This window comes from Aquabacterium sp. (assembly GCF_041915145.1).
GTDB lineage: Bacteria > Pseudomonadota > Gammaproteobacteria > Burkholderiales > Burkholderiaceae_C > Aquabacterium.
This window is the reverse complement of sequence record NZ_JAYSBZ010000028.1, coordinates 24,758-40,002: the sequence shown is the minus strand read 5'-3', so window position 1 is coordinate 40,002 and position 15,245 is coordinate 24,758. Positions and strand designations below refer to the sequence as shown.

Annotated in this window: 16 protein-coding genes; 7 read left to right on the top strand and 9 right to left on the bottom strand. The window is 66.6% G+C overall.

The window, feature by feature from the left end:
• Both ACE3SS_RS07335 and ACE3SS_RS07330 read left to right on the top strand, forming a co-directional pair.
• Window positions 1-190: topoisomerase C-terminal repeat-containing protein (locus ACE3SS_RS07335; RefSeq protein ID WP_374592516.1), on the top strand; the 190-nt coding region annotated here is incomplete at its 5' end.
• Between the two features lie 26 nt (window positions 191-216).
• The gene (locus tag ACE3SS_RS07330) at window positions 217-597 is read left to right on the top strand and encodes a hypothetical protein (protein WP_374592515.1); all 381 of its coding nucleotides are present in this window, start codon (window positions 217-219) and stop codon (window positions 595-597) included.
• A gap of 15 nt (window positions 598-612) precedes the next feature.
• On the opposite strand, the gene ACE3SS_RS07325 is transcribed toward ACE3SS_RS07330, so the two are convergent.
• From ACE3SS_RS07325 to ACE3SS_RS07315, 3 genes are all read right to left on the bottom strand, one after another.
• Window positions 613-1,056 carry a hypothetical protein gene (locus tag ACE3SS_RS07325; protein ID WP_374592514.1) on the bottom strand — a complete coding sequence of 148 codons (444 nt, stop codon included), beginning with the start codon at window positions 1,054-1,056 and terminating at the stop codon, window positions 613-615.
• Window positions 1,057-1,210: 154 nt separating this feature from the next.
• Complete coding sequence (locus tag ACE3SS_RS07320; protein WP_374592513.1) at window positions 1,211-2,227, bottom strand: FHA domain-containing protein; 1,017 nt, start codon at window positions 2,225-2,227, stop codon at window positions 1,211-1,213.
• Complete coding sequence (locus ACE3SS_RS07315; protein WP_374592512.1) at window positions 2,200-3,558, bottom strand: serine protease; 1,359 nt, start codon at window positions 3,556-3,558, stop codon at window positions 2,200-2,202. Before ACE3SS_RS07315 ends, ACE3SS_RS07320 begins: the two co-directional genes overlap by 28 nt.
• 212 nt (window positions 3,559-3,770) lie before the next feature.
• Here ACE3SS_RS07315 and ACE3SS_RS07310 point away from each other — a divergent pair, with 212 nt between their 5' ends.
• Window positions 3,771-4,328, top strand: coding sequence for an HNH endonuclease (locus ACE3SS_RS07310; protein WP_374592517.1), 558 nt, complete (start codon window positions 3,771-3,773; stop codon window positions 4,326-4,328).
• A 30-nt stretch (window positions 4,329-4,358) separates the two neighbouring features.
• On the opposite strand, the gene ACE3SS_RS07305 is transcribed toward ACE3SS_RS07310, so the two are convergent.
• From ACE3SS_RS07305 to ACE3SS_RS07285, 5 genes are all read right to left on the bottom strand, one after another.
• Window positions 4,359-4,838: a TraR/DksA family transcriptional regulator gene (locus tag ACE3SS_RS07305; protein WP_374592511.1), complete on the bottom strand. Its 480-nt coding sequence runs from the start codon at window positions 4,836-4,838 to the stop codon at window positions 4,359-4,361.
• Window positions 4,839-5,074: 236 nt separating this feature from the next.
• Window positions 5,075-5,488, bottom strand: a complete 414-nt coding sequence (locus tag ACE3SS_RS07300; RefSeq protein WP_374592510.1) for a TraR/DksA family transcriptional regulator — start codon at window positions 5,486-5,488, stop codon at window positions 5,075-5,077.
• Window positions 5,489-5,579: 91 nt separating this feature from the next.
• The gene (locus ACE3SS_RS07295; protein ID WP_374592509.1) at window positions 5,580-6,995 is read right to left on the bottom strand and encodes an MBL fold metallo-hydrolase RNA specificity domain-containing protein; all 1,416 of its coding nucleotides are present in this window, start codon (window positions 6,993-6,995) and stop codon (window positions 5,580-5,582) included.
• Window positions 6,996-7,057: 62 nt separating this feature from the next.
• Complete coding sequence (locus ACE3SS_RS07290; protein WP_374592508.1) at window positions 7,058-7,879, bottom strand: crotonase/enoyl-CoA hydratase family protein; 822 nt, start codon at window positions 7,877-7,879, stop codon at window positions 7,058-7,060.
• 45 nt (window positions 7,880-7,924) lie between these two features.
• Window positions 7,925-9,946 (bottom strand): FAD-dependent oxidoreductase, encoded by a 2,022-nt coding sequence (locus ACE3SS_RS07285; RefSeq protein WP_374592507.1) that lies wholly within the window; start codon window positions 9,944-9,946, stop codon window positions 7,925-7,927.
• 158 nt (window positions 9,947-10,104) lie between these two features.
• On the opposite strand from ACE3SS_RS07285, the gene ACE3SS_RS07280 reads away from it, so the two are divergent.
• Entirely contained in the window at window positions 10,105-10,656 is a 552-nt protein-coding gene (locus ACE3SS_RS07280; protein ID WP_374592506.1) for a PadR family transcriptional regulator, read from the top strand.
• Between the two features lie 138 nt (window positions 10,657-10,794).
• Window positions 10,795-11,538, top strand: coding sequence for a Coq4 family protein (locus ACE3SS_RS07275; RefSeq protein ID WP_374592505.1), 744 nt, complete (start codon window positions 10,795-10,797; stop codon window positions 11,536-11,538).
• Window positions 11,539-11,556: 18 nt separating this feature from the next.
• Here the strand turns inward: ACE3SS_RS07275 and ACE3SS_RS07270 are convergent, their stop codons facing one another.
• Entirely contained in the window at window positions 11,557-12,810 is a 1,254-nt protein-coding gene (locus ACE3SS_RS07270) for an HD-GYP domain-containing protein (RefSeq protein WP_374592504.1), read from the bottom strand.
• A 381-nt stretch (window positions 12,811-13,191) separates the two neighbouring features.
• Between ACE3SS_RS07270 and groES the strand changes: the two genes are divergently transcribed.
• Together groES and groL are read left to right on the top strand one after the other, a co-directional pair.
• The gene (groES, locus tag ACE3SS_RS07265) at window positions 13,192-13,482 is read left to right on the top strand and encodes a co-chaperone GroES (protein ID WP_374592503.1); all 291 of its coding nucleotides are present in this window, start codon (window positions 13,192-13,194) and stop codon (window positions 13,480-13,482) included.
• A 54-nt stretch (window positions 13,483-13,536) separates the two neighbouring features.
• Window positions 13,537-15,177 (top strand): chaperonin GroEL, encoded by a 1,641-nt coding sequence (gene groL, locus ACE3SS_RS07260; protein WP_374592502.1) that lies wholly within the window; start codon window positions 13,537-13,539, stop codon window positions 15,175-15,177.
• The last annotated feature ends 68 nt before the right edge of the window (window positions 15,178-15,245 follow it).

Below are 15,245 nucleotides of genomic sequence, written 5' to 3'. Positions count from 1 at the left end.
CAAGCTGCTGCACGGCGGCAAGACCGATCTGCTCGAGAACTTCGTGTCGAACAAGACGCGGCGCAAGTTCAAGGCGTTTTTGGTGTGGAACGCCAAGGACGGCAAGGTCGGCTTCGAGTTCGAGCCCCGCGCGCCGCGCCCCGCCGCCAAGAAAGCCGCCGCCAAGAAGACCACCAAGGCGGCCGAGTAAGCCGGCAGCCGATCCCCTCCTGACCGATGTCCGCTCCCGCGTTGTTCACGCGACTGTGGAATCTGCTGCAGCAGGGCGGCGCGGGCGGGCTGCACATCCGGCTCGACTCCCCCGCCCGGCTGGTGATCGAGTCGGGCTGGCTCTGGACGACGCGCACCCACACCTTCGACGCCGCCCGCCGCGTGGTGCTGCGCGGCGACCGCGTGTTGGCGCGCTTTGAGCAGCTGCATTCGGTGGATGTGCGCGCGCTGCACGACGACAGCGGCCACGTGTCCGGCTACGCCATCGCGCTGCACCGCGGCTGGTTCGACAACCTGCACCTGGGCAGCACGCCCGACGATGCCGAAGCCTCGATCGTGGCGGCGCGCATCAGCACGATCACCGGGCTGAAGGTGCTGGCGCTGTAGCGCGCCGTGCCCGGCTCAACGACCAGCCTGCATCAGGCTGGCCCAGGCGGCGGGGTCTTCTGCCTTGAGTGCGCTGAGCTGATCGCGCAGCCGCGCCAGGCGCTCGTGCCGGGACTCTTCGCGAATGTCGCGCAGCTCATTCACCAGCTTCAAGAAGTCCTTGACGCCTTGGTCGGTCTTCGCGCCCGGCACCTTGTCGACCAGCACCTTGACCGCGTCGACCAGACGCCCGATCTGGCGACCATAGCTGTGGCGGCTGACGATGGTCTGCTCCAACTCGGGCGCGCTCGAATTGCTGCCGTTGATGATGACGTTGCCGAAATTCCAGCCCGGATTGATCGGCTGCCACAGGCGCTCGGGCGCGAAATTGAAGCTCGGCATGCCGCCGTTTTCGAGCGGCCAGCTGACCGTCCAGGGCCAGCCCAGCTGCCCATTGCCGTTGGTGCTGCTTGCGCTCATCGTCGCCCTCATTCTTGACGCCTCAGGAATCGACCGCGCCCTGCGATATGACATCGAGGCACGGCACCCACGCGAGATCAAGCCAGCCGATCTCGCGCTCATGCTGAGGCCGGGCGCCCCGGCGATCCATCCCTAAGACCGCAACCGCGTGCGCTCAGTCAGCGTCCGCTGCCTCGCCAACGTCGTCGGCGTTGTCGTCCTTGGCCTGCCGATCGAGCTGGGCCTTGAGGGCGCGGGCGTCTTGCAGCAGCGCCGCGGGCGCGCCGGCCGAGGCCAGACGCCAGGACGGCGGCAGCAGGGTGGACGCGTACAGCTCCGAGAACACCCGCCCCGTGCGTTGCTCGTTGAACCAGATGTTCAGGCCAAGCCCGCTGATGTACAGCGCCGCCATGCCCGCCACCAGCGCCTGACGATGCCCGGGCAGGATCAGGCTGAGATGCGACCACACCAGCACGCACAGCACCAGGGCGCCCACGGCATCGGCCACGCGCGACAGGCCCGTCCAGCCGGTCATGAAGGCCAGCGTCGGCAACACGGCCACCACCACCGACCACAGCAGCCCGTAGCGCAAGGCCAGCCGCAGATGCGTGGGGTAGTCGAGATGGCCCTGGAACAGCTTGCTGCCCAGCGCCCAGAAGAACGCCCAGGTGCCCACGCCCATGACCATGGCCAGCGACGCGGTGAGGTAGCTGGTGATCGGCGTGCCGGGGTCGTTGCCCAGCCATTGCTCGCCCAGCATCCAGAGCAAGGTCGCCAGGCCCCACAGCACCAGCGAACCCCAGGCCGTGACGGCGGGCGTGGTGGCGGTGAGCGCCAGGTGCCGAGCCAGCGGCCGCTCGGGCGCCACGGGGTCGGCGGCGCGGCGCACGCGCAGCCGGGTCGAGCCGATGCGCCAGGCCTGGCCTGGGTCGAGCGCGCGGCTTTGCCCGGCCTGCAGGTGGTGCGAGCCCACCATGGCGCCGTTGATGGTCTGACCGAGGCTGAGTTGCAGCACGCCGCCCACTTCGTCGAGCACGGCATGGTGCGCGGCCACATGCGGGTCGTCGAGCACGAAGTCGGACTCGAATGCGCGCCCGATACGCAGCGGCCAGCGGTAGACGGGCGTGCTTTGCAGCACGTGGCCGTCGCGATCCACACGCTCGATCAGCGCGACCGGGGTGCTTGAGTCCATCCGTAACCCTTGAGATAGAAATCGGCGAGCTTGAGCGCGTTGTCGAAGCTGACGCCGCGGGCGTCGAAGCGACCTTGCGCGCCCGAGGTCTTGGCATCCAGCGTAGCCACCAGCACGCCCACGTCGTACAGGCCGGGCAGCTTCTTGTAGGCGTTCAGGCACACGACGGCGCGCAGCGGCAGGCCGTCGCGGTCGACAAAGCGCTCGCTGCACTGCGCCGCCGTGCGCTGCCGCCCGCCGCTGAAGAACTCGTTGCGAAAGCTCTGCGAGTACTGGCGCGCGAACCGCCAGGTGCCGAGCTTGCGGCCGTCGTAGGTTTCGTGGCGCACCGAGAGGTTGCCGGTGTCCATGCCGCCGGTGACGAACAGCGACTGGTTCATCGCGCAGTCGGAGCGCTCGTATTCGAGCCCCTTGGCGTCGGGCGGCGTGCTGCTGCCCCAGCAGCGCATGAAGGTCTCCTGCGGCACCGGGATCTTGTAGCGAGGGTGACCGGCCGAGCGCCAGGTCTGGGCCATGAAGCGCGCCGTCAGGCCCTCTTGGTGAGCCAGCAGCTGACGCGTCAACTCGGGGTAGGCCGCCTCGCGGATCGGCTTGGCGCTTCGAGCGCGCGCCACGAGGTTCTCGGCAAATTCGGCGGGCACCAGAAAGCTCACCTGCTGACCGTCGAGCCGCGTGGCCACGTTCACGCCCATCACCTGCCCGGAGCCGTCGAGCGCCGGGCCGCCGCTCATGCCCGGGTTGAGCGAGCCGCTGAAGAAGATGGTCGGGTAGAAGCCGCGCTCGGCCAAGCCGTTGTAGGTGCCTTCGACCACGGCGAAGCCCACGTCGAGCGGGTTGCCCAGCGAGTAGATGCGCTCGCCTTTGTCGGGCGGGGTCTGGCGCGGTCGAAAGGCCAGCCCCTGGATCGCCGGCTTGACCGGCTCGACGGGCCGCACCACCGCCACGTCGTGGGCGGCGTCGAAGGCCAGCAGATCGAGCGCGCCCTGGCGGCCATCGACCCCGGCGTAGGTGAGGCGATAGCGCTGCGGCTGCAAGGCCACCTGGCTGACGACGTGGTAGTTGGTGATGATCAGCCCCTCGGCGCCGACGAAGAACCCGGAGCCGACCGAGGACTGGCTGTCCTGCCCGCGCAGCAGGGTACGCACTTGCACGAGCTGGTGGCGGGCCTGCTCGTAGAGGCGCTGCGCCGAGGCCGACACCACCGGCGCCGCCGAAGCCGCGCCCGCTGGAGCCGACGCCGCGACCGGTGCAGTCGTGGGCGACGAAGCCGCCGACGGCACCGCCTGCGCCCCGGTCATCCAGGCCCAGCCGCCCAGCACCAACGAAACCATGCGCCACCGCGCGGGTTTGAAGCAAAAGATCATCAAACCATTCTAGGGGGCTGACGTGCAGGCCACGCACGCCGTTCGACGCGGGCAGCCACGGTTGAGTCTGTCATCGACCTTGCTCTACCATCGGCCGTATCAGCGACGCATGCGCCTCGCGCCGATGCGTCGCCCTGTGCAATGGTTCAAACGACAGGAAGGACCAGGTGGCTCAGATCATGGACGTGCTGCAACTCGATGTCTCAGGACGCCCGCAAGCCTGGATCACGGCCCGAGAAGCCGCCGTGATCTACGCATCGGACGGAGTGGCCTGGACGCTGGGCAACCCCTTCGCGGTGCTGCGCGGCGGCATCCAACGCCGCACCGGCGTGCAGTCGCGCATTGAAGTCCACCCGATCATCGCCGTGCGTGGCGCCATTCCGTCGCGCGCCTGGCGCCAGCAACCGGCGCTGTCCAACCCCAAGCTGTTTGCCCGCGACCGTTTCGTCTGCGCCTACTGCGGTCACCGCGTTCATGCCGACCACCTCACGCGCGAGCACATCCGCCCCACCTCGCGCGGCGGCGCCGACACCTGGATGAACTGCATCACGGCCTGCCGCCCCTGCAATGGCCGCAAGGGCAACCGCACGCCCGAAGAGCTGGGCTGGAGCCTGATGTACCTACCCTACGTGCCGAGCCTGCACGAAGACATGATCTTGCGCGGCCGGCGCATCCTGGCCGACCAGATGGAGTTCTTGCTCGCCAGCGTGCCCAGCCACAGCCGCCTGCACGCTTGAGCCGCCAGCCTCGTCAACGATGCGACGCGATCAATGCACGGGGCTCAGCACCCCGTGGCTGCGTCGCGTCTTGCCTTGGCAGACATCGCACAGACACACATAGGGCAGCGCCAGCAGGCGGTCGCGGGCGATGGGTTCGCCGCATTGCTTGCACCAGCCGTACAAGCCTTCGCGGATGCGCTTGAGCGCTTCTTGCACGGCCTGCAATTCGTGCTGGGCACGGCTGAGGCTGCTCAGGGCATCGTTGGCCCAATCGTTGTCGCGGCGGTCTTCGGCCACGGCGATATCGGAATCGACTCGCGCCAGGATGGCCTCGGCGCCGAAGTGCGCCAGCTTGTTGCCGGCGACGGAGGGCAACAGTTCGGTGGCGAGTTGCCCGCGTTGCTCTTTGATGCGGTCGGACAACTGTCGGCTGAAGTCGTGCAAACGCTCTTCAAGCAGCAAGAGCATCGTCAGATCGAGCGGGGAACGGAGATCTCCGCCAAGCGAGTCCGGAAACAAGGTTGCCATCATGGTCTCCTCTTTCTTCGAACCCGGCGATCGGGCGGGTCACCCGGTCGCCACACACACGCCTACTGCACCTTTCGAGTCCGCCGGCCTCGGGGGCCAGGACTGCTTCTGAACAGCGTGTCGAATCTGATTTTTATTGGCTTTGATTCAACCGTAGCACACGCCTTTTTGCTTTGACAAGAGAGCCTGCCCCCGCCTGTCCAGCCAACGAGGACAAGCCCTCATGAGGGGCGCTTTCAGCGCGCCCGCGCCTGCCCGCCATGGCCGCGCGATTCGTCCGACTGCTGGCACGCCACGCACAAGGTGGCATAGGGAACGGCCATCAGACGCTCGCGGCCGATTGGCTCGTCGCATTGCGCGCACGAACCGTAGCGTCCGTCCTTGATGCGTGCCAGCGCCGCCTGCACTGCCGCCCACTCGATCTCTTCGTGCGACAGCATGGCCAGCGCCTCGTCGTCGGACTCGCTGGTCAGCGCCCCTTCGTTGCCGGCCACGAAGGCGTTCGACGTGGCTGCGTCGTGCGTGGCCAGTTGCGATCGCTGATGGGCGATGCCCGCCTGCAGATCGCGCTCCATTTGCTGCAAGCGCTCATGCAGCGTGGCGACGGTGGCGGCATCAAGCGGGGAGGCGGGTACGCGGGGCGCAGGCATGAAGATCTCCTGTGAAGGTCGTTTCAAGAAGCCGGGCGATCCTGGCGGATCAATGGCTGCGACATAGTGTGCGCCGCTTGCCGGGGAGGCATCAAGAGGCCGCGCGCGGCTTGCGGCGCGGCGCGTCGCGGTGGGCGCGATAGGCGGCCTCGCCGAGCTCGGCGGTGTCGCGGTAGTCGGGCACGCAGGCGTCCCAGCCGAGGTCTTCGTCGATGCGCCGGCGCAGCTGGTCGGCGGCGGCGGGCTCGCCGTGCACGATGAACACGCGCTGGGGCGGACGCTCCAGCGCCTTCAGCCAGCCGAGCAAGCCGGCCTGGTCGGCGTGGGCCGACAGCCCTTCGATCTGCGCGACCTCGGCACGCACCTTGACGTAGTCGCCGAAGATCTTGATCGAGCGCTCGCCGGCCAGCAGATCGGCGCCGCGCGTGCCCCCCGCCTGGAAGCCGCTGAGCACGATGGTGTTGTGGGCATCGCCGGCGTGGTGGAACAGGTGATGCAGCACGCGCCCGCCGGTGACCATGCCGCTGCCGGCGATGATGACGCGCGGGCCGTGCTCGTTGAGCAGCGCTTTCGATTCGTCCACCGAGCGCACCAGCCGTGTCATGCGGGTGATGTGCTCGCAGTCTTCATGGCTCAGGCGGTGTTCGCCGGCGTGGCGCATGTAGAGCTCGGTGGCGTTGATGCCCATGGGGCTGTCGAGGATCACCGGCATGTACGGAATGGCGCCCTGCTCGCGCAGCTTGTAGAGCGCGTACAGCAGGCTTTGCGTGCGCCCCACCGCGAAGGCCGGGATGATGACGAGGCCGCCGCGCGCCGCCGTGCGCCGCACGATGGCGCCGAGTTCTTCAGTCGGGTCGTTGTCGGGGTGCAATCGGTCGCCGTAGGTGGACTCGGTGACCACCCAATCGGCCCGCTGCCCCGTGGCGGGCGGCAGCATCACGAGGTCGTCGTCGCGCCCCAGATCGCCCGAGAACAGCGTGCTGCGGCCACCGTGCTCGACTCGCACGCTGGCCGCGCCCAGGATGTGCCCCGCCGCCGTGTACTGCACCTGCACGCCCCCGCCCAGATCCACCACGGAGCCGACGCTCACGCGCTGAAACTGCTTGAGGCAGGCCTTGGCGTCTTCCACCGTGTAGAGCGGCAAGGCCGGCTGGTGCTTGGTGGCGGCGTGGCGGTTGCGGTAGGCGGCTTCTTCTTCTTGCAAGTGCGCGGTGTCGAGCAGCAGGATCTCGCACAGATCGGCCGTGGCGCTGGTGGCGATGATCGGGCCGCGAAAACCCTGCCTGGTCAGCAGGGGCAGCATGCCGCTGTGGTCGATGTGGGCGTGGGTGAGCAGCACCGCGTCGAGGCTGGCGGGGTCGAAAGGCAGCGCCTCCCAGTTGCGCAGGCGCAGCATCTTGTAGCCCTGGAACAGGCCGCAATCGACGAGCATGCGCTTGTCGCCCGCCTCGACCAGGGTTTTCGATCCGGTGACGGTGCCGGTGGCGCCGAGAAAGGTCAAACGCATGAGATTAGCCTCGGGAACGGTCGAATCAGCAACGATGCTACCCCCTCCGGGCCGCGGACCGCTCAGTCCTTGAAGGTCGGCGTCTGCTTGCTCATGCCCGCCATCATCGCGGCCGTGAGGTCGTTGGACATCAGCATCGCCGCGTTCCAGGTCGCGATGTAGTTGAGCCCGTCGGCCACCGAGTGGTCGCGCGAGTAGTTGAGCATCTCCTTGGTGCCGCGAATCGACAAGGGCGACTTGGCGGCGATGGTGGCCGCCAGTTCGCGCACGCCGGCCTGCAGGGCCTCGCGCGAGTCGAACACGCGGTTGACCAAGCCCAGCTCGCGCGCCTCGGCGGCATCCACCTTGCGGCCGGTGTAGGCCAGCTCGCGCACGATGCCGTCGCCGATGAGCTTGGGCAGGCGCTGGAGGGTGCCGACGTCGGCCGTCATGCCGATGTCGATCTCCTTGATCGAGAAATAGGCATCGGCCGAGCAGTAGCGCATGTCGGTGCAGCAGATCAGATCGACGCCGCCGCCGATGCAGCCACCGTGGATGGCGGCGAGCACAGGCTTGCGGCAGCGCTCGATGCTGGTCAGCGTGTCCTGCATGTCGAGGATCACGCGGCGCAGGTTCTCGCGCGTGCGGGCCTCGCACTCGTTCTTGATCTGCGGCAGCAGGTTCATGAACATCTGCAGGTCGATGCCCGAGGTGAAGTGCTTGCCTTCGCCTTCGAGAATCGCCACGCGCACCTCGGGCTGGGCATCGACCCAGTTGAAGGCCTTGCGGATGTCTTGCCACATCGCCGCGCTCATCGCGTTGGCCTTGTCGGCCCGGTTCAGGCGCACGGTGGCAACGTGCTGGTCAACGGTGATGGTGACCGTTTCAGAGGTGAAGTCGCTCATTGCTTGCTCCGTTGTTTGACTGGGCATCGACATGGCCGCGCCGCGTTACAGCGCCGCCGCCACTTCGATGCCTTGCTTGATGGCCCGCTTGGCGTCGAGCTCGGCGGCCACGTCGGCGCCACCGATCAAGGTCACCTTCAGGCCGGCCGCCTCCAGCCCCGCCTGCAGCTCGCGCAGGGGCTCCTGGCCCGCGCACAACACCACGTTGTCCACCGGCAGAACCTGGTCCTTGCCGTCGTAGGTGATGTGCAGGCCGGCGTCATCGATCTTGTTGTAGGTGACGCCCGCCAGCATCTGAACGTTGCGGTTCTTCAGCGCGGTGCGGTGGATCCAGCCGGTGGTCTTGCCCAGGCCGTCGCCCACCTTGCTGCTCTTGCGCTGCAGCAGATAGACCTGGCGCGCGGGCTTGGGCGCGTGAGGTTGGGCCAGCCCGCCACGGTGGGTGTCGGTCGAGCCGATGCCCCACTCTTCGTTGAACTTGGTGATGTTCAGCGACGGGCTTTCACCTTCGTGCGTGAGGTATTCGGACACATCGAAGCCGATGCCGCCCGCGCCGATCACGGCCACGGTCTGGCCCACCGGCTTCTTGTCGCGCAGCACGTCGAGGTAGCTCAGCACCTTGGGGTGATTGACGCCCTCGATGGCCGGCGTGCGCGGCGCCACGCCCGTGGCCAGGATGACCTCGTCGAAGCCGCCCTTGACGAGATCGTCGGCCGACACGCGGGTGTTGTAGCGGGCGCTGACGCCCGTGAGCTCGATCTGCTTGCGGAAGTAGCGCAGCGTCTCGTAGAACTCTTCCTTGCCGGGCACCTGCTTGGCGACGTTGAACTGGCCGCCCAGGTCCTTGTCGGCTTCAAACAGCGTCACCGCGTGACCACGCTGCGCGGCGGTCGTCGCGGCGGCCAGACCCGCCGGGCCGGCACCCACCACCGCCACGCGCTTCTGCTTCGCGGTCGGGACGATCTGGATCTCGGTCTCGTTGCAGGCGCGCGGGTTGACCAGGCACGAGGTGATCTTGCCGCTGAAGATGTGGTCGAGGCAGGCCTGGTTGCAGCCGATGCAGGTGTTGATCTCGTCGGCCTTGCCGGCCGCCGCCTTGTTGACGAACGCGGCATCGGCCAGCATCGGACGCGCCATCGACACCATGTCGGCCTGACCATCGGCCAGGATCTGCTCGGCCACCTCGGGCGTGTTGATGCGGTTGGTGGTGACGAGCGGGATCTTGACCTTGCCCTTCATCTGCTCGGTGACCCAGGCAAACGCGGCGCGCGGCACGCTGGTGGCGATGGTCGGGATGCGGGCTTCGTGCCAGCCGATGCCGGTGTTGATGATGGTGGCGCCGGCGGCCTCGATGGCCACGCCCAGTTGCACGACCTCGTCAAAACTCGAACCGCCCTCGACCAGATCGAGCATCGACAGGCGGTAGATGATGATGAAGTCGGGCCCCACGCGCTCGCGCACGCGCTTGACGATCTCGACCGCGAAGCGCATGCGGTTCTCGTACGAACCGCCCCACTCATCCGTGCGCTGATTGGTGCGCGCCGCGACGAACTGGTTGATCAGATACCCCTCGGAGCCCATCACCTCGACGCCGTCGTAACCCGCCTTCCGGGCCATGGCCGCGCAGTGGGCGTAGTCTTCGATCGTCTGCTCGATTTCGGCCGCAGTCAGCTCGTGCGGCGCCATCGGCGAGATCGGCGCCTTGATTGCGCTGGGCGCCACCAGCGCCGGATGGAAGGCATAGCGGCCCGAGTGCAGGATCTGCATGGCGATCTTGCCGCCGGCAGCGTGCACGGCCTGCGTCACCGGCTTGTGCTGCTCGACTTCTTCGTCGGTGGTCAGCTTGGCCGCGCCCATGTAGGCACGCCCCGCGTCGTTGGGCGCAATGCCGCCGGTCACGATCAGGCCCACGCCACCGGCGGCGCGTTCGGCGTAGAAGGCCGCCATGCGGGCGAAGCCATTGGGCGCCTCTTCGAGACCCAAGTGCATCGAGCCCATCAGGACGCGGTTGCGCAGCGTGGTGAAGCCGAGGTCGAGCGGTTGCAGGAGGTGGGGGTAGGTCGCCATGGGTTGTCTCTCTAATGAAAATCGATGGGAGCGATACATCGGATCAAAACGGTTGCAGGCCGTGCAGGCCACTATGCAACCAGTTGCAGCAATATAGATGATCTCATTTTTTTATGCAACGAGTTGCATAGTCAGACTCGACTCTCTAGACTGCCGGCATGTCGCTAGCCCACGCCCTGCTTACGTCCCTGCTCGAAAAATCCTCGTCCGGCTACGACCTGGCCCGGCGCTTCGACAAGTCCATCGGCTTTTTCTGGCACGCGACCCACCAGCAGATCTACCGTGAGCTGGCGCGCATGGAGGCAGCCGGCTGGATCGCCTCCAAGGCCGCGCCCGACGGCGGCAAGACGCGCAAGCGGCTGTATTCGGTGCTGGCCGCCGGCAAGAAGGAGCTGCGCCGCTGGGCGCTGGAGCCATCGCCCGCCCCCGACCTGCGCGACGAACTCATCGTGCGGCTGCGGGCCGATGCCGTCATGGGCCCGATCGGGCTCGAAGCCGAGATCGAGCGCCACCTGTCCATGCACGAAGCCAAGTTGCTGGCCTACCGCGCCATCGAACAACGCGACTTCAGCCCCGACAAGCTGACCACCCGCGAGGCGCGCATCCAGCACCTCATCCTGCGCACCGGCCTGGGCTATGAAGAAGGCTGGGTCGCGTGGTCGCACGAAGCGCTGGCGGTGCTGCGCGAAAGCGACAACCCCGCCGGCTGACCGGCCCGATGCGACACAAGTCGTCACGTCCGCCCCCTTGCCCTCGCCCCCTTAGGTGGGGACACAGGGTTATCCCGAAAATCAAGGCGTGACACCTGGGCGACAGTGCTCCTTCAACAAAAACAGAGGGAGCCCGTCATGCACGCCACCGAGGACGACAGCCCGCGCATCCAGCCGCTGATCGCGCTGCGGGCCCTGCGCCGGCTTCGCCACGACCCGCAAGACGCGCAGCAGTTCTGGCTGCTCACCGAAGCCCTGCGCGGTCGCTCTGGCGCACGCCTGGTGCAACGCTTCAGCCGCCACCCGACGGGCGGCAAGGTGCTGCAACAGCGCCGCTCGCTGGCCGCCATCCTGCAAAACCGCGCCGCGCTGGATCTGCTGCCGCGCGACTCGCTGGGGCGCGGCTACGCCGAATTCATGCGCGCCGAGCCGCCCAGCGTGGCCGAGCGCGCGGCACTGGTGGCGCAGCCCCAGCGCTTCGCTGAAGGCGATTCGTCTGACGAGGCCTTTCTGTGCAACCGACTGCGCGACATGCACGACCTCTTTCACGTGCTGACCGGCTACGGCCGCGACCTGCTGGGCGAGCTGTGCATGATGGCGTTTTGCTACCCCCAGCAAGGCACCCGCAGCTTCGGAGCGCTGGCCCTGGTGGGCTCGCTGCAGATGCGCCGCAACCTGGCCTTGCCCGAAGTGACCCGCGCCGTGCGCCAGGCCTACCGCCACGGCCGGTATGCGGCCTGGATCCCCGGGCAACCAATCGAAGACATGCTGGCGGACAGCCTCGACGCCCTGCGCGCGCGCTGGCGCATCCTGCCGCCCACCGAATACCGGGCCGCCCTGGCCCGTCTGCAAGCCGAATCGGGCCGGTTGGCCCAGGCTTGAGACGCCCGACGCGGGGCGTCAGCGCCGCTTGGCCGCCTCGTCGCCTGCCCAGAGCTCGTCGAGGTGCGAGAACTTCCACTTCGCCGGCGATTCGCGCGCCTCGATGCGGTCGCGACAGCTCGATTTCGACAGATCCAGGATCTCGGTCGCGATCGGCATCTCCGACTTGATCGAGAAGAACGCCTTGACCTTCGGCGCCGTCAGGGCATGCGGGTTCTGCTCCACCACCACCGCCAGCTTGCCCGACTGCATGCGTACCAGCGAGCCCGTCGGGTAGATACCCAGGCTCTTCACGAAAGCCTGGAACACCATGGGGTCGAAGTGTCCCTTCCAGGAGGCCATCTGCGCGATCGATTCGGCCGGATCCCAGCCCGCCTTGTAAGGCCGGTTCGACGTGACGGCGTCGTAGACATCGCAGACCGCGCCCATGCGCGCCAGCAAGGTCAATTGATCGCCGGGCAGCCGGTCGGGGTAGCCCGTGCCGTCCATGCGCTCGTGGTGGTGCCGGCACACGTCAAGCGCGCCGGGGCTGACGGACTTGCCCGTCAGCAGCATCTCGTAGCCCAGCACCGGATGCCGCTTGATGATCTCGAATTCTTCGGCGGTCAGCTTGCCCGGCTTGTTGAGCACCTCCTGCGGCGTGGCCGCCTTGCCCAGATCGTGCAGCAGGCCCGCCAGACCGGCCTCGCGGCACTGGGCTTCGTCCAGATTGAGCGCCCGTCCGAGCGACACCATCAGCGCGCACACCGCCACGGAATGCATGTAGGTGTATTCGTCAGCCGTCTTCAGCCGGGCCAGACTCACCAGCGCGCCGGGGTTGCGGTACACCGAATCGGCGATGTCGTTGACCAGCGGCATGCAGGCCTCGGCGTCCACCGCCTTGCCCAGCCGGGCCTCCTTGAACATCGACTGCACGGCCTCTTTCGAGCGCTTGCACAGCACCGTCGCCCGCTTGATTTCCTCGGACATCGACGTCGGCTCGCCGATTTCGGGGCGCTCTACGGGTTCGGGCTCGGCCGGCTGCGATCGCGAGATGATCTCAGGCACCGCGCGCAGCGGCGTCACCCCTTCGGACTCGGGCGCGGACACGTCGCTGCCCTGCGAGGTATCGATCCAGCATTCCTTGACGCCGCTGCTCCACACCTTGCGCAAGGTGGCGTCGTCGCGGATCACGAACTTGGTACGCCAGAACGGGTGGTCCACCCACGAGCCCTCGAAAGCATGAATGAACATGCCTTGCGCAAGCTGGGACACGGGGATCTTTTTCAGCATGAATGTGCTCGTATGGTGCCAACCGACGAACCAAGAACCGTCCGGGCAATCTACCAAACGGCCATGACGTGGCCGCCCTAACCTTTTCGGCCATTCTGTTACCGAATTGAGCGCCATCAGTTCTCACCGGCCATCACGACACGGCTCAACCCCAAGTTTTCACGCCCGACCACCCAGGTCAAAACCTTTGCCGCCTCTTGAAAGCCGGGCAAGCGTCCCTATAATTCAATCCATTAGCACTCAACCAAACCGAGTGCTAACACCGCTGATGGCGGCGCACCCTCGCGCCAGCCATTGGAACGTGAGCACACACTCACACCTTGTTCCATATCCATGCGGATCCAAGTGGATCCATGACCAAGCTACGACTTAGGAGCTGAAATGAAACTTCGTCCCTTGCATGATCGCGTGATCGTCAAGCGCCTCGAACAAGAAACCAAGACCGCTTCGGGCATCGTCATCCCCGACGCCGCCGCCGAGAAGCCTGATCAAGGCGAAGTCCTGGCCGTGGGCCCGGGCAAGCGCAACGACAAGGGCGATTTCGTCGCCCTGAACGTGAAGGTCGGCGATCGCGTGCTGTTCGGCAAGTACTCGGGCCAGGCCGTGAAGGTCGATGGCGAAGAGTTGCTGGTCATGAAAGAAGACGACCTGTTCGCCGTCGTCGAGAAGTAATCGAGCATCGATCACTCTCACCCCACCCAATTCTTGAAATTCGGAGAAATCTAAATGGCAGCTAAAGACGTCGTTTTCGGCGCAGACGCCCGTCACCGCATGGTCGAAGGCGTGAATATCCTGGCCAACGCAGTCAAGGTCACCCTGGGCCCCAAGGGCCGCAACGTGGTGCTCGAGCGCTCGTTCGGCGCCCCCACCGTGACCAAGGACGGTGTGTCCGTGGCCAAGGAAATCGAACTGAAGGACAAGCTCCAGAACATGGGCGCCCAGATGGTCAAGGAAGTCGCTTCCAAGACGTCTGACAACGCTGGCGACGGCACCACCACCGCCACCGTGCTGGCTCAAGCCATCGTGCGCGAAGGCATGAAGTACGTGGCCGCCGGCATGAACCCGATGGATCTGAAGCGCGGTATCGACAAGGCGGTTGCCGCCCTGGTCGCCGAGCTGAAGAAGGCCTCGAAGGCCACCACCACCAGCAAGGAAATCGCCCAGGTCGGCACCATCTCGGCCAACTCTGACGCCGACGTCGGCGGCATCATCGCCGAAGCCATGGACAAGGTCGGCAAGGAAGGCGTGATCACCGTTGAAGACGGCAAGAGCCTGAACAACGAGCTGGACGTCGTCGAAGGCATGCAGTTCGACCGCGGCTACCTGTCGCCCTACTTCATCAACAACCCCGAAAAGCAAGCCGCCTTGCTGGACAACCCGTTCGTGCTGTTGTTCGACAAGAAGATCAGCAACATCCGCGATCTGCTGCCCACGCTGGAGCAAGTGGCCAAGGCCGGTCGTCCGCTGCTGATCATCGCTGAAGAAGTCGATGGCGAAGCGCTGGCTACTCTGGTGGTCAACACCATCCGCGGCATCCTGAAGGTCGTGGCCGTCAAGGCTCCGGGCTTCGGCGACCGTCGCAAGGCCATGCTCGAAGACATCGCCATCCTGACGGGCGGCAAGGTCATCGCCGAAGAAGTCGGCCTGACGCTCGAGAAGGTCACCCTGGCCGACCTGGGCCAAGCCAAGCGCGTTGAAGTGGGCAAGGAAAACACCACCATCATCGACGGCGCCGGCGCTGCGGCTGACATCGAAGCCCGCGTCAAGCAGATCCGCGTGCAGATCGAAGAAGCCACCAGCGACTACGACCGCGAGAAGCTGCAAGAGCGCGTGGCCAAGCTGGCTGGCGGCGTGGCCGTGATCAAGGTCGGCGCTGCCACCGAAGTCGAAATGAAAGAGAAGAAGGCTCGTGTCGAAGACGCGCTGCACGCCACTCGCGCTGCCGTCGAAGAAGGCATCGTGGCTGGCGGTGGCGTGGCCCTGCTGCGCGCCAAGCAAGCGGCGGGCGCCATCTCTGGCGACAACGCCGACCAGGACGCTGGCGTCAAGCTGGTGCTCAAGGCGATCGAAGCCCCGCTGCGCGAGATCGTGGCCAACGCCGGTGGCGAGCCCTCGGTGGTGATCAACGCCGTGCTGGCCGGCAAGGGCAACTACGGCTTCAACGCTGCCAACGACACCTATGGCGACATGATCGAGATGGGCATCCTGGACCCGACCAAGGTGACCCGCACCGCGCTGCAAAACGCCGCCTCGGTGGCCTCGCTGATGCTGACCACCGAGTGCATGGTGGCCGAAGCGCCGAAGGAAGACGCTCCCGCAGCCGGCGGCATGCCCGGCGGCATGGGCGGCATGGGCATGGACATGTAATGCCCGGCGCCTGAGCCTCGCGCTCAAGCCCCCTGAAAAGAGCCGCAGCAATGCGGCTCTTTTTCCTC

Bases quoted from the DNA above. Each gene is read 5' to 3' on its own strand.
- ACE3SS_RS07330 (WP_374592515.1), top strand. From the start codon at position 217: ATGTCCGCTCCCGCGTTGTTCACGCGACTGTGGAATCTGCTGCAGCAG.
- ACE3SS_RS07325 (WP_374592514.1), bottom strand. From the start codon at position 1,056: ATGAGCGCAAGCAGCACCAACGGCAATGGGCAGCTGGGCTGGCCCTGG.
- ACE3SS_RS07320 (WP_374592513.1), bottom strand. From the start codon at position 2,227: ATGGACTCAAGCACCCCGGTCGCGCTGATCGAGCGTGTGGATCGCGAC.
- ACE3SS_RS07315 (WP_374592512.1), bottom strand. From the start codon at position 3,558: ATGGTTTCGTTGGTGCTGGGCGGCTGGGCCTGGATGACCGGGGCGCAG.
- ACE3SS_RS07310 (WP_374592517.1), top strand. From the start codon at position 3,771: ATGGACGTGCTGCAACTCGATGTCTCAGGACGCCCGCAAGCCTGGATC.
- ACE3SS_RS07305 (WP_374592511.1), bottom strand. From the start codon at position 4,838: ATGGCAACCTTGTTTCCGGACTCGCTTGGCGGAGATCTCCGTTCCCCG.
- ACE3SS_RS07300 (WP_374592510.1), bottom strand. From the start codon at position 5,488: ATGCCTGCGCCCCGCGTACCCGCCTCCCCGCTTGATGCCGCCACCGTC.
- ACE3SS_RS07295 (WP_374592509.1), bottom strand. From the start codon at position 6,995: ATGCGTTTGACCTTTCTCGGCGCCACCGGCACCGTCACCGGATCGAAA.
- ACE3SS_RS07290 (WP_374592508.1), bottom strand. From the start codon at position 7,879: ATGAGCGACTTCACCTCTGAAACGGTCACCATCACCGTTGACCAGCAC.
- ACE3SS_RS07285 (WP_374592507.1), bottom strand. From the start codon at position 9,946: ATGGCGACCTACCCCCACCTCCTGCAACCGCTCGACCTCGGCTTCACC.
- ACE3SS_RS07280 (WP_374592506.1), top strand. From the start codon at position 10,105: ATGTCGCTAGCCCACGCCCTGCTTACGTCCCTGCTCGAAAAATCCTCG.
- ACE3SS_RS07275 (WP_374592505.1), top strand. From the start codon at position 10,795: ATGCACGCCACCGAGGACGACAGCCCGCGCATCCAGCCGCTGATCGCG.
- ACE3SS_RS07270 (WP_374592504.1), bottom strand. From the start codon at position 12,810: ATGCTGAAAAAGATCCCCGTGTCCCAGCTTGCGCAAGGCATGTTCATT.
- groES (WP_374592503.1), top strand. From the start codon at position 13,192: ATGAAACTTCGTCCCTTGCATGATCGCGTGATCGTCAAGCGCCTCGAA.
- groL (WP_374592502.1), top strand. From the start codon at position 13,537: ATGGCAGCTAAAGACGTCGTTTTCGGCGCAGACGCCCGTCACCGCATG.